Source organism: Agaribacterium sp. ZY112 (genome assembly GCF_041346925.1).
Classification (GTDB): domain Bacteria; phylum Pseudomonadota; class Gammaproteobacteria; order Pseudomonadales; family Cellvibrionaceae; genus Agaribacterium.
Genome location: NZ_CP166840.1, coordinates 3,935,402 through 3,948,169, shown reverse-complemented (window position 1 = coordinate 3,948,169; position 12,768 = coordinate 3,935,402). Strand labels below are relative to the sequence as shown.

The 12,768-nt window shown below is 44.3% G+C and carries 11 protein-coding genes; 9 read left to right on the top strand and 2 right to left on the bottom strand.

From position 1 onward, the window contains the following. The first annotated feature begins 72 nt into the window (after positions 1-72). The 9 genes from AB1S55_RS17185 (at position 73) to AB1S55_RS17145 (ending at position 11,849) form a co-directional block, all read left to right on the top strand. Positions 73-3,630: an acyl-[ACP]--phospholipid O-acyltransferase gene (locus AB1S55_RS17185; RefSeq protein ID WP_370979413.1), complete on the top strand. Its 3,558-nt coding sequence runs from the start codon at positions 73-75 to the stop codon at positions 3,628-3,630. A 78-nt stretch (positions 3,631-3,708) separates the two neighbouring features. After that, positions 3,709-4,425 carry an esterase/lipase family protein gene (locus AB1S55_RS17180; RefSeq protein ID WP_370979412.1) on the top strand — a complete coding sequence of 239 codons (717 nt, stop codon included), beginning with the start codon at positions 3,709-3,711 and terminating at the stop codon, positions 4,423-4,425. A gap of 121 nt (positions 4,426-4,546) precedes the next feature. Further along, positions 4,547-5,659, top strand: coding sequence for a 3-oxoacyl-[acyl-carrier-protein] synthase III C-terminal domain-containing protein (locus AB1S55_RS17175; protein WP_370979411.1), 1,113 nt, complete (start codon positions 4,547-4,549; stop codon positions 5,657-5,659). Further along, entirely contained in the window at positions 5,649-6,554 is a 906-nt protein-coding gene (locus tag AB1S55_RS17170; protein ID WP_370979410.1) for an MBL fold metallo-hydrolase, read from the top strand. Before AB1S55_RS17175 ends, AB1S55_RS17170 begins: the two co-directional genes overlap by 11 nt. Continuing rightward, positions 6,544-7,878 (top strand): F390 synthetase-related protein, encoded by a 1,335-nt coding sequence (locus tag AB1S55_RS17165; protein WP_370979409.1) that lies wholly within the window; start codon positions 6,544-6,546, stop codon positions 7,876-7,878. Before AB1S55_RS17170 ends, AB1S55_RS17165 begins: the two co-directional genes overlap by 11 nt. 33 nt (positions 7,879-7,911) lie before the next feature. After that, complete coding sequence (locus AB1S55_RS17160) at positions 7,912-8,865, top strand: NAD-dependent epimerase/dehydratase family protein (RefSeq protein WP_370979408.1); 954 nt, start codon at positions 7,912-7,914, stop codon at positions 8,863-8,865. Positions 8,866-8,923: 58 nt separating this feature from the next. After that, entirely contained in the window at positions 8,924-10,003 is a 1,080-nt protein-coding gene (locus AB1S55_RS17155) for a glycosyltransferase family 2 protein (protein WP_370979407.1), read from the top strand. Then, positions 10,000-10,587: a hypothetical protein gene (locus tag AB1S55_RS17150; protein WP_370979406.1), complete on the top strand. Its 588-nt coding sequence runs from the start codon at positions 10,000-10,002 to the stop codon at positions 10,585-10,587. The genes AB1S55_RS17155 and AB1S55_RS17150 overlap by 4 nt, the downstream gene beginning before the upstream one ends. Further along, complete coding sequence (locus AB1S55_RS17145) at positions 10,584-11,849, top strand: glycosyltransferase (protein ID WP_370979405.1); 1,266 nt, start codon at positions 10,584-10,586, stop codon at positions 11,847-11,849. Before AB1S55_RS17150 ends, AB1S55_RS17145 begins: the two co-directional genes overlap by 4 nt. A 31-nt stretch (positions 11,850-11,880) precedes the next feature. On the opposite strand, the gene AB1S55_RS17140 is transcribed toward AB1S55_RS17145, so the two are convergent. Next, positions 11,881-12,474, bottom strand: a complete 594-nt coding sequence (locus AB1S55_RS17140) for a DoxX family protein (protein ID WP_370979404.1) — start codon at positions 12,472-12,474, stop codon at positions 11,881-11,883. 10 nt (positions 12,475-12,484) lie between these two features. Then, positions 12,485-12,745: a glutaredoxin 3 gene (gene grxC / locus AB1S55_RS17135; RefSeq protein WP_370979403.1), complete on the bottom strand. Its 261-nt coding sequence runs from the start codon at positions 12,743-12,745 to the stop codon at positions 12,485-12,487. Positions 12,746-12,768 lie beyond the last annotated feature (23 nt).

The following is a 12,768-nucleotide window of genomic DNA, read 5'->3' as shown; positions in this document are numbered from 1 at the left end:
TTAGAGGAGGGTTGTGCTAAACACTACCTTTGTCGATACTTCAGCCTCTCGTACTCAACTGGAGTGAGCGCAATGAAAGCACTTACACGCACTGTCGGGGCGCTGCCCTTTTTGGCTGCTGTCTTCTTAAACGCCTTTGTCGATCTCGGTCACAAGATTACGGTTCAGAACACCATCTTTAAGCTCTACAGCGAGCAAGATCAAATTGTAGCGACGTCAGTGTTGAATGCGCTGATCTTGTTGCCCTTTATATTATTGTTGAGCCCTGCGGGTTTTTTGTCTGACCGCTTTGCGCGTGTGCGTATTATGAGAGGAGCCGCTTGGGTGGCTGTGGCTTTATGTACGTTGGTCTGGTTGAGTTATGTGAATGGTTGGTTTTGGTTATCTTTTATTGCCACTTTTTTACTGGCCGCTCAATCGGCTATTTATTCCCCTGCTAAGTTTTCGTTTATCAAAGAGTTGTTTGGTAAGCAGCGTTTGGCACAAGGCAACAGTATGGTTGCTTCGCTTTCTATTTTGGCGATTCTCACCGGCACCTTTGTATTTTCTATCTTTTTTGAACGTTATTACGACAACAGCTTAAGCAGCGAAGCCGATGTTATTCAGTCTGTTGCGCCTATTGGCCTCATACTAACCGTTACAGCGGTGCTTGAGCTAATTTTCATGTATCGCCTACCTCTAGAGCCTGAACACGTACTGCCAGCGAATACGACTAAGAAATTTGCTTGGAAAGCTTTTATTTGTGGCCGTTTATTTGCTCGTGATTTACAGCCTCTTGTGGATCAAAAAGCCGTGCGATTATGTGTTGTTGGTTTGGCGACATTCTGGGGTATTGGTCAGGTGATGCTGGCTGCGTTCCCCGCCTATTTTAAAAGTGTCACTGCGATTGATAACACCATTGTTATTCAAGGTATTTTAGCCTGCTCAGGCCTTGGCATTGCGCTGGGGGCTTTTTTAGCCGGTAAGCTGTCTAAAAATAAAATTGAGCTGGGCCTGCTACCTCTTGCGGCTCTAGGCATTGCTATTGGTTTATTAATATTGCCAACGATTAGCAGTGTTACTTTGGCCGCGATCGATTTTTTCCTTATTGGTGTCTGTGGTGGCTTGTTTATCGTGCCGCTTAATTCACTTATCCAGTTTCTCGCTAAAAAAGGGCAGTTAGGCCTTACCTTGGCCGCAAATAACTGGGTTCAAAACATCAGTATGTTTGGCTTTTTGGCGCTTACCGCAGTGTTTGCTTGGTTAGATATATCCAGTAGAAGTCTGTTGTTTGTGATTGCTGCGGTGGCTGTTATTGGTTTTGCGTATACCTTGTACCAGCTTCCACAGAGCTTTTTACGTTTGATGCTGATGTCGATATTACGTAACCGTTATCGTGTGGTTGTGCAGGGCTTTAAAAACTTACCGGCTGAAGGCGGCGCTTTACTATTAGGTAACCACGTTAGTTGGATTGATTGGGCCATCATTCAAATGGCTTCTCCGCGCCCTGTGCGTTTTGTAATGATTCGTCATATTTATCAAACGTGGTATTTAAAGTGGTTTTTTGATCTAGCTGGCTGCATTCCTATTGAACCAGGTGCGCGAAGCCGTAAAGCACTTGATACCGTGCGCGAATGTCTTGAAGCCGGTGATTTGGTTTGCCTTTTCCCGGAGGGAACAATTAGTCGTACCGGGCAACTCGCTGAATTTAAAAAGGGCTACGAGCGAGCTTGTTTAGGTTTGAGTGAGTCGGTTCCTATTATTCCTTTTTATATGCACGGTTTGTGGGGTAGCCAGTTCTCTCGCTCAACCTCATTGCTTAAGCAGCGTCCAACAGCGGGTGTGCGCCGTAAAATTGTTGTGGCGTTTGGTGAGCCTATCTCAAATCAAACTGATGCAACCGAGTTAAAGCAACGTGTATTCGATTTATCTATTTGCTCGTGGCAAGAAGACGTTAATGAATGTGAGAACTTAGGCCGTCGCTGGGTTCAAGCCGCTAAGCAACAAGGTCGCGCTTTTTGCATGGCTGACAGTACCGGGGTGGAACTCAGCGCGGCTAAAGCCCTAATAGCCAGTACGAGCTTAAAATACGCATTAGCTGACAAACTAGCCGGAAACAATATTGGCCTCTTATTACCTTCCAGTGCCGGTGGCGCACTTGCCAATATGGCTGTATTACAGGCAGGTAAAACCGTTGTTAATTTAAATTACAGTGTGGGTACTGATGCCTTGATGGCTGCAATGCAAAGTGCAGACATACAAACAGTGCTGAGCTCACGTAAATTTATTACTAAGTTAAAAGCCAAGGGTTTTGATCTTGAAGTGGCCTTGGCTGGTGTGCAAGTGATTGAGCTTGAGCAGCTTAAGGAAGATATGGCTTTTAGCCATAAACTTAAAGCCTTTCTTGCGTGCCAGTTATTACCCACGTCACTGCTTAAGCACCTTGTGGCTTCTAATGTGAGCAATGATTCAAGTGCCTGTATTTTATTCTCAAGTGGCAGTGAGGGGACACCAAAGGGCATTTGTTTGAGCCATCTAAATGTGCAAGCCAATGTGCAGCAAACCCTACAAGTGCTAAACCCAGAGCAGGGTGATGTGATGCTGGGTAATTTACCTTTATTTCATGCCTTTGGTTTAACGGTGACACAGTTCTTACCGCTACTTCATGGTGTCCCCGTTGTGTTCCACCCAGACCCTACCGATGCCGTTGGCTGTGCAAAATTAATTACGCGTTACCAAGCTAGCTTGATGTTTGGCACGTCCACATTCTTTAGGCTTTATACCAAAAATAGAAATGTACATCCTCTTATGTTGCAAAGCTTACGCTTGGTGGTTAGTGGTGCTGAGAAGCTGAATCCACAAATTCAGCAGGCTTTTGTTGAGAAGTTCGGCAAGCCTATTTATGAGGGTTATGGTGCAACAGAAGCAACACCAGTGGTAAGCGTAAACTTGCCTGATCAATTAGATATGCAAACTTACAGTGTGCAACTGGGGCAGAAGAAAGGCAGTGTAGGTATGCCGCTTCCTGGTACCAGTATTCGTATTGTCGACCCCGATACCTTTGAGCCTTTGCCAAATGGCGAAGCCGGTATGATTTTAATTGGCGGTGTTCAGATAATGCTGGGGTATCTTAATGATCCAGAGCGCACAGATAAGGTGATTTATAGCAAAGAGGGTGAGCGTTGGTATATCACAGGAGATAAAGGCAAGATCGATGCGGATGGCTTTTTGAGCATATTAGATCGCTACTCTCGCTTTGCAAAAATTGGTGGTGAGATGATTGGCCTCGGTCGAGTCGAGCAGGTGATTTATGAGTTATATACAGATGCTCTTAAACAAGAGAAGTCGCCTCTTGATGAGAAGGCCGGTGAGCAGGCAAGTGATCAAGTAAGTGATCAAGAGATACAAAGTTCTGAGCTTGAACTTGTTTTGGTGAGCCTGCCGGATGACAAGCGTGGTGAAAAGCTGGTTCTGCTAAGTAATTACGTGCCTGATGGCGTATTAAATAGTCAGAGTTTTGCCGATAAGGGTTTGAGTAACTTGTCTTTACCTAGTTGCGTGTATGAACTTGATACGATTCCTAAGCTGGCTAGCGGTAAAGTTGACTTTGCCAATGCGAAAAAACTGGCTCAGTCACTCGCTTCGTCATAAAGCGCAGCAGCATATACGAGATACATAGTTCATAAATATGAGCGCGACATAAATGCAATATATAGAGCGAAATAGTAAGTGCCTAAGTTAATTGTCCAATTACTTGGCCTTCTAATAATCATCTTTTGGAGCGCCTTAAGCCACGCGTCATGTGTGATTTTATTGCACGGTTTGGCGCGTAGTGATTCGTCTATGGATGTATTAGAAACCCGCTTAAGCGAGCCGGGTTATCAAACCGTTAATGTAGCTTATCCTTCTCGTGATTTTGATATTGCTACGCTAGCTAAGTTGGCTGTTAAACCTGCCTTAGCACAATGTGCCAGCGAAGGCAGTGTGAATTTTGTGACTCACTCCCTAGGTGGCATCCTTGTTCGTCAGTATTTATCTGAGCAGAATATAGAAAACTTAAAATATGTTGTCATGCTTGGCCCACCGAATCAGGGCAGTGAAGTTGTTGATAAGCTTCAGCATTTTCCTGGCTTTCATTTTATTAATGGTGATGCCGGCATGCAGCTTGGCACTGCGGAAGTGAGTGTGCCAAATCAGCTCGATGCAGCACGCTTTAATGTCGGAGTGATTGCCGGAAATAAAAGTATTAACCTCATTTTATCTAGCTTAATCCCAGGTGTGGATGACGGTAAGGTTTCGGTAGAGCACACCAAACTTGAGGGGATGAATGATCACTTAGTGATGCCTGTTACTCATACCTTTATGATGAAGAATAAAGCGGTAATAGAGCAGGTTTTGCACTATTTAAAGCATGGTCAGTTCGATACCACATCCCGTGATCGCTAAGGTCTTTAAGCGCTTGGTTTATCTAACTTTAAGATACAAAACCTAGTTCACGAGAGGGCAAGTTTTAAAAATACGATGCGTGCTATGATCGCACGCGCTTTGATCACTAACAGGATGCTATGTGAATCGACTTGTAAATGTACGTGCGAGTGCGGTGTATCTGCCTCAGCAATGTGTAAGTTCAGAAACTTTAGATCGTCAGCAAGGGCTTGCTATAGGCAGTTCACTGTCTAAATCGGGAGTTGCTGTTCGTTATTATGCCGGCCAAGAAACGCAGTCTCAGATGGCAAAAAAAGCGATAGATAAAGCGCTTAGCGATGCCGGTCTTGAGCTAGATGATATCGATTGCTTAATCGCTGCTTCTGGCACTATGGAGCAGTCCATCCCCTGTAATGCAGCAAAGATTCTTGCTCAATACGGCGCCAATGTCTCAACCTGCGCCTTTGATATTAATATGACTTGTTTGAGTGCTTTACAGGCCCTGGATTTAGCGGCGTCTATGATTGCTGCGAAACAGTATAAAACGATATTAATTGTTTCGAGTGAGGTCGCTTCTGTTGGTCTTGCCAGTGACGACGTCGCTGTTAAAGCGCTCTTTGGTGATGGTTCTGCGGCTTTTATTGTCGGCGCTTGCCCTACCTTAGACAGCCTCGAGTTAGAAGCTCCAAGCTTAGATCTTGCTAAAGTAGAGAGTCGCGAAGTTGATACTGCGTCTACAAAGAGTGCGCAGCATAGCTGTCGGGCAAAGAATAAAACGCCAAATATTCAGATAGTGAATTCACATTTTCGAACCTACCCTGCGGGGGTGGATTTGTGTGAAATTCGTGGGGGCGGAAGTTTATACCACCCCAGTAAAATTGAAGGCGATTATCGTGCTTATGGTGTCTTTAGCATGCAGGGCAAAGAGCTGTATCGCCAAACCGCGAGTGTGATTGACCAATTTCTATGTGAATTGTTAAGCCCTGTTGACTTACAGCTAAATCATATCGACTGGGTTGTGCCTCATCAGGCCAGTGGCAAGGGCCTTAAAAGGTTATTTAAGCGTTTAGGCATTGCTACAGACAAGGTGGTTAATTTATTGGCATCTAGAGGTAACCAAATCTCGGTGTCTATCCCAGCGGCCTTACATGAGTTATTAAGATCCTACCCTGTGAAACCTGGGCATCGTATTTTACTTATTGGCTCATCGGCAGGTTTGAGTCTAGGCGCCATGGTGCTTGTTTATGAGCCTTGAGTTATTAAAGGTTGGTCATTGCTTTCATCCTGAGGCCATTGTTACCCGTGGCGCTTCTTTACGTTCGCAGAAATTCCCCGCAATAGTGGCTTTACTTAAACACCCAACTAAGGGTTATATGTTGTTTGATACGGGGTATGCCAAGCGTTTTATGTCGGCTACTCAGCCCTTTCCTCAGCGCTTGTATCGCTGGTGTACGCCTATGCATCTATGTGAGTCTGAAAACTTACATGCTCAGCTTCATCAGCGAGGTATTGCGGCAGAAGATATTCGTTATATTTTTATATCACACTTTCATGCAGATCATATTGCGGGTTTAAAAGATTTTCCTGCAGCTACCTTTATTTGCTCTGAAGAAGCCTTAAGTTCTATTCAGCGCTTGGGGCGTTTTAGAGGCTTAATAAAAGGATATTTGCCTAGCTTGCTGCCAGAAGATATATGCCAGCGACTTGTACTAATTGAACAATGTAAGCCGTGCTTATTGCATACACGTTTCTCACCCTTTAAATATGCCTATGATTTGTTTGCTGATGGCGCTTTGCTAGCTGTGGCGCTTCCGGGGCATGCCTATGGGCACTTTGGTTTATTGCATATTGATCAGGGGACTTTCCTTGTTGGTGATGCGTGCTGGACCAATCAAGCGCTGACATCGGCAAGTCGACCCCACCCTATTGCGCATTTATTGCTTAGCGATACCAAGCAGTATTACCAGACCATCGATAAGCTGAGCCAGCTCTATAAAAAAAATACAGATGTAAGTATCGTGCCGGCACACTGTCACGATACTTATATATGTCATAGCGCTACGTCTTATAGCAACATGGGGCAAGGCAACTTAGATCAAGGCAACTTGGATCAAGGAAATTCGGGGCTTGTAACAGACGATGATGTTTAGCAGCTTCAGTTTTATTAAAGGTTATATAAACGGCAAACTTGGTAAGCGAATGAGCCGAGAGCAGCTGCTTGCAAAGCAGTCGCGCCTGTTTAAAGTCCTAAAAAAAGAGGTATTGAAAAAGACTGAGTTTTATAAGGCGTTGGCTTGTGATGAGAATAGCGCTTTAGAGTCTTTCCCTGTGCTCGATAAAAAAGCCCTATTGCAGAATTTTAAGGCGATTAATACGCTTGGTTTAACACGAGTTCAATGCGAGCAGCATGCGGAAAAGGCAGAGCGCAGCCGCGACTTTTCCAAACCTTTGCGGGGAGTCTCAGTCGGGCTTTCTTCTGGCACCAGCGGGCAGCGGGGTATTTTTTTAACAAAGCCTAACGAGCAGGCCGAGTGGGCGGGTTATATCATTGCAAAGAATTTACCATTTAGGCTGAAGCCTCAGCGCGTAGCTTTGCTGTTAAGGTCAAATAATGGCCTTTATGAGGCATCACGCGGTTTATTTGTTCGCTATCGCTTTTTTGATTTGCTCGCCCCTTTTGAAGACATTGTTCAAGCCTTAGAGGCTTACCAGCCTGATGTGCTTATTGCACCTGCTCAGTTGTTAGGGCAAATCGCTGAGCGAAAGATCACGATAAGCCCCTCAAAAATCATTTCTGTCGCAGAAGTCTTAGAAGAAGATGTTCGCGAGTGCATTGAGCAAGAGTACAAGCTTCGTGTTGATGAGATTTACCAGTGTACAGAAGGGTACATTGCATCGACATGCAGCCATGGACATCTTCACTTAAATGAAGATATTTTAGTTATAGAAAAATCATGGCTAGATAAAGACTCTGGTCGTTTTATGCCTATTGTGACGGATTTACGCCGCTCAAGCCTGCCAATAGTACGATTTAAATTAGATGATATTTTGCAGTTGGATCATAAGCCCTGTGCTTGTGGTTCTTCCATGTTGCGCTTAGCAAAAATAGAGGGGCGTAATGATGATTCGCTTTGGTTGTTGTCGGCAGACGGTTGGCAGCGCTTATTCCCCGATGTCATACGTCGCGCGATAATGATGTGCAGCAAAAACTATAACGACTACAGAATTGAGCAGTGGCAGGCTTGTTGGCATGTGGCCGTTGATTGTGACGACTTTGATAGCGCCCAAGCCTCTATTCGCCAAGCTATCGAAGAGCTTGCCGCCTCGTATTCTTGTGAACCGCCAAAGATAGTGTTTAAGCAAGGTATTCATCAATCTATGATGCAAAAGTGCCGACGCTTGGCATGTAAAGAGCGCCCTCAAGAAGAGGCAAAAAATGCATGTGAGTTTTGCCTTGAAACAGATATTACTTAGACATATAAGTAAATAAATATAAGGTTTGAAGTGATGACCAACATCTTAGTGACAGGGGCGTCTGGATTTGTAGGGCGCAATATTATGCAGCGCTTTTCTGGGCGAGATGATCTAAATCTCTTGGGTGTGGCCAGAAGGCCAATGCCTTTTAACAACTACCAACAGCTTGATCTTAGTCGTGGCTTAAATGTTGATTTTAGTCCTGATGTTGTCATCCACGCGGCTGCTCATGTGTCTCCTTGGGGAAGCCCAAAGCAATATCAAGATAAAAACATTAAAGCCACTCAACATGTAATTGATTTTTGCCAACAACATGGCTCTCCTAGGCTGATCTATTTATCGAGCAGCTCCGTTTTTTACCGCGACGAGGCGCAGTTTGCTTTAACAGAGCAAAGCCCAATTGGCCCTGATTTTATTAATGACTATTCAGCAACTAAATATGCCGGTGAGCAACTGCTTGAATGTTATCAAGGTGATCGTGTCATTCTTAGGCCAAGGGCCATCTTTGGCCCAGGCGATACCGTGCTTTTCCCGCGTATATTAAGAGCGGCTAAAAAAGGTATGCTGCCTATTATTGAATCGCAAGAACAGGCGGTAGTAGGGGACTTAATCTATATCGATGTTCTGGCTGATTACATTATTAAAGCCGCGTTAGACTCAACTATTGTTGGTAGCTACAACCTGACTAATGCAGAGCCTATCGAGTTTCAGGCTTTGTTGCTTGATGTGCTCAAACGTTTAGATATCGCTTTGCCTAAGCGGCGTATTAAGGCGGCAACCGCTATGCGTTTAGCATCGCTAGTTGAGTCTGTATATAAAGCCTTGGCGATAAAAAAAGAGCCACCTTTAACCCGTTATGGCGTCAGTGTGATGGTGCACAGTAAAACCTTTGATGTGAGCCGGATGCTAAAAGACTTTGGCCCGCCATCCGTGTCAATTAGTGAAGGTGTCGATCGATTTATAGAATGGCAAAAAAACCATGTTTAATGTTCTTATTCTAGTCTTTTACTGTTTGGTTTTGGTGTTTAAGTCTTGGGGCTCTCGAGTGTATAAGTCCCAGTTTAAAGCAACGCGCTTTACGGGGAGCTACACGGATGTTGCTATCCTTCAGCCTATTTTAAGTGGCGATAGCAGCTTAGAAAAAACTTTGCTGGCAAATTTAAAGGCCTTGCCTGAGGTAAGCTTTTATTGGCTCATAGACAGAAATGATGTGGAAGCCCAAGAGCTTGCAAAAAGACTGATTGTTCTGTGTCCCAAGGCCCGTGTTCAGCTTATGTTGTTTGATCAGGCACCAGAGGGGGTTAACCCTAAGGTGTTTAAGCTAGAAGCCGCCTTTGATGTATGTACTCAAGACTATGTACTTGTATTGGATGATGATACGGTTCTGCCTGAATTGAGCCTTTCTATATTATTGGGCGCATTGGCTTCGGCTAGCCTATCAACCGGCTTGCCTTCTTATACCAAAGGCGGCAATCTCGCTTCTCGTTTTTTGGCTAACTTTGTGAACAACAATGCTGAGCTAACTTATTTATCGCTCTTGCCTTGGATAAAACCGGTTACGATTAACGGCATGTGTTACGCCTTAAAATACGATACCTTGGCGCGCTTAGGTGGTTTTAAGGCGATTAGGCAGCATTTAACAGATGATTTAGCCATGGCCGAACTTATCTTAAATAGTGGCGGCACTATTGCGCAGACACCTTATCGACAGGTGATAGAAACCCAGCTTAATACAGTGAGTGATTATTCTCGGCAGATGCACCGCTGGTATCTTTTTGCTCATATACTGTTTTTTAAGCAGCAGCCTCTTGTACGTTTTTTTATGCTCTTGCTCTATGCGCTTCCGCCGTTATTGCTATTTTTAGCGGTGCTCGGTTTTATTCTTGCTCCGAGTTATCTTGCCGTATCTGCTTTGAGTTTGATGCTGATAGTTAGGCATTTTATTCTAGTTTGTCACAGCAATAAGCGTTTGAATTGGGGGGCAGGTGATATTTTGGTCTCTTTTTTGTCTGAGTTAGTACAGCCTTTGCATTCACTTCATGCCAGTGTAAAGCGCGATATACGCTGGCGTAGTCGCCGCTATCGAGTCTATGCCAATGATCGTTTTAGCGACATAGATTCATGAGCTTAGGCATCGTTTTTATTACCGGGCAGAGCAACCCTAAGTCGTGCTCCTTGAGCCCTTTGCAAGTCTCTTTTGCTCAGCCTCTAGTAAGGGCTGGGGGCAAACTGCATAAGACTAACTTCCCTTATGATAAGCAGATGGAGGCGTTTTCTCCCGTTAATATCATCAAGGCCAGCTACCATAACTATGGCGCTTTTCGCTCTTCTAAACGGGCTTGTTTTGCTGAACGTTACTCAGGGTATGTCGATGCTTTGTTTGTTGAGTATTCACAAGTCTTATTTCTAGCGGGAAGTTGCGGGCTTGAATTGCTTAATAATTTAAGCTTCTCTAAAGATCTTCAATCACGAATGTCGGTTTTAGCTTATGGCCCCGTGACTCGTAAACCGAGGTGTGCCTCTGCTGTGCAATTCCCTGTAACAATTGTCAAAGGCCGTTATGACTTGATCTCGCGCTTAAGTCACCACAAAGCCGATTATATAGTGGGCTGTGGCCACTTAAGTTATTTGGCTAATTCTGCCTTTCAAGCGTTTGCTTTAGCTCATGTAGAGGCCTTGTTGAGGGATATGAAAAAGGGGCATGCATGAGCGATCTAGGGCTGCAGCGTATTGACTTATTTGCACCGCCATTTCGAGGTCATCTTCATCCTATTCTTGCCATGGGGCGAGAACTCAAAGCCGCAGGTTATAGCGTATGTGTTTTTTCTACGGCATCCGCTCAAGCTGATATAGAAAGCTCTGGGCTTGAGGCTTTTATCTTTTCAGGGATTGACGATTCGGCACTGCTGCGTGTGGTTAATCCTTCAGGCCAGATTGGTCGTTCACCTAGGAAGTTAAAGCAGCAATTTGAAGCCGTATTGGTTTTTTTTCGTTTGCTTAATGACGAGTTACAGTCGATCTATCAAGACCGTCATGTTGATCTAATTATTGCCGATTTTACCTTAGCTCCTGTGGTTTTATATGCTAACAAGCATCATTTACGCTGTTGGACAAGCCTGCCATCGCCGTGTGTTCTTGAGTGCAAGGATGGGCCGCCTGCTTATTTTGGCGGTTTACAGCCTAAAAAAGGCAAGCACTATCAGCTTTATTATTACTTGGCACGTAAGTTAGTTCAGCTGTTTAAACAAAGTCTTTTTTACTTAAACCGAAAAACCATAAAACAAATGGGCTTGGAAAGTGTTTATCGTGAAGATGGCAGTGAGAGAATATACTCGCATGAGAAAATCCTGTGTTTAGCAGACCCTCGTTTAGAGTTTGCCACGCAGTGGCCTAAAGCCGCAGAGTTTATTGGCCCACAATTATATAGCCCCAATACGGCTGTTGAATCTTTACAGAATTTAACTGCACCAAGCTTTATTCAAGGTAAGCGCCATGTGCTTGTCACCTTGGGGACTCACCTAGATTGGCACAAGCAAGCACTATGGCAGGCCTTACAGTCTGTATGCCCGCATTTTGATGATGTGGTTTTTCATTTTAGTAATGGTGGTGCTGAATTAAATAAGCCCCGTTCTACAGAGCGCTGCATGCGTTACCAATATATAAACTATAAACAACATATAAATAGCTACGACCTTGTGCTTCATCATGGTGGCGCGGGCATCATGTACCACTGCTTACAGGCCGGTATTCCCGCGATTATCTATCCCGTGGATTATGATCAGTTTGACCATGCCGCAAGGTTGGCGTTCTATGGTTACGGCCTATGGCTTAAAGATCTAAAAAACTTAAAGGCAGTACTTGAAGAGGCTCTTAAAAAAGAGAGCGTAAGCCAGCCTGCTTTGCATCTGTCGTCATTGCCTACGCTGCTTGAACTCATTCAAAAGGTGAAGGGGGAGCCTGAGTCTCCTTAAGTGGTAGAGACTCAGCTTAATACCGGGTGTGTTATTTACTGATGCAGCGTGTTAGCCAGTAATCGATACTGCAATACCTTCCTGCACCGCTAAATAAGAGGGCCAAAAGCATAATAAAATAGGTGGCGGCAAACTCGATGCCGTTTTTCAATACCGTAAAGTTACCTGCTTCAGTGAGCCAGTTGTAGTTTCCGTGTTCATTTAAAATAGACACAGCGGCTTGTTTTCTTACAAGTGCAGATTCAATAAGGTCGTTACGCCATTCCCACGGTACAGTCAGTTCGGCCTCAGGCAATACATGCCAGCCAAAAGACCAATGAGCCGTTACCGCAGCCACAAGCATTGTAAACATTAATGGTATGGTTACTATTCTGACGCTTAGGCCAAGTAGTAATAAAACGCCGCCTCCAAGTTCAGTGAAGCCGGCAACCCATGCCATTAGCTCTGGAAAAGGGATGTTTAAGCTCGCAAACCAATAACCAACGTTTTCAATGTTGTTTAACTTACTCTGCCCAGCCATTATAAAAATAGGTGCAAGGTAAATCCTCAACAGAAGGGGAGCTATAAAGTCGCCTTTACTTAAGTGTGTGACTGCTGTTTGGTAATGATTGTTGAGCGTGCTCATTATTTATTCCTTATGCCGTTTTTAAGTGTTCAAATGGGAATTTCTTTCTCTTTAAATTCGACTGAAGATTGTCAAAACCGCCTATGTGAATATCATCAACAAAGATTTGTGGCACTGTTCTTCGGTTACTAAGCTTAACCATTTGCGCAAATGCCACTGGATTGTTGCTTACTTCAATGGTGCGGAATTTAAATCCCTGCTTTCTTAATAACTGTTTTGCCGCTTTGCAGTAAGGGCAATAGTCTTTTTGATAGATAGTGAGCTGTTTCATAAGAGCTCTTAGCTTTCTGTTTA

Excerpts from the sequence above, each read along its gene's own strand:
- AB1S55_RS17170 (WP_370979410.1), top strand. The coding sequence starts at position 5,649 with ATGAGCCTTGAGTTATTAAAGGTTGGTCATTGCTTTCATCCTGAGGCC.
- AB1S55_RS17140 (WP_370979404.1), bottom strand. The coding sequence starts at position 12,474 with ATGAGCACGCTCAACAATCATTACCAAACAGCAGTCACACACTTAAGT.
- AB1S55_RS17150 (WP_370979406.1), top strand. The coding sequence starts at position 10,000 with ATGAGCTTAGGCATCGTTTTTATTACCGGGCAGAGCAACCCTAAGTCG.
- AB1S55_RS17145 (WP_370979405.1), top strand. The coding sequence starts at position 10,584 with ATGAGCGATCTAGGGCTGCAGCGTATTGACTTATTTGCACCGCCATTT.
- AB1S55_RS17160 (WP_370979408.1), top strand. The coding sequence starts at position 7,912 with ATGACCAACATCTTAGTGACAGGGGCGTCTGGATTTGTAGGGCGCAAT.
- grxC (WP_370979403.1), bottom strand. The coding sequence starts at position 12,745 with ATGAAACAGCTCACTATCTATCAAAAAGACTATTGCCCTTACTGCAAA.
- AB1S55_RS17185 (WP_370979413.1), top strand. The coding sequence starts at position 73 with ATGAAAGCACTTACACGCACTGTCGGGGCGCTGCCCTTTTTGGCTGCT.
- AB1S55_RS17165 (WP_370979409.1), top strand. The coding sequence starts at position 6,544 with ATGATGTTTAGCAGCTTCAGTTTTATTAAAGGTTATATAAACGGCAAA.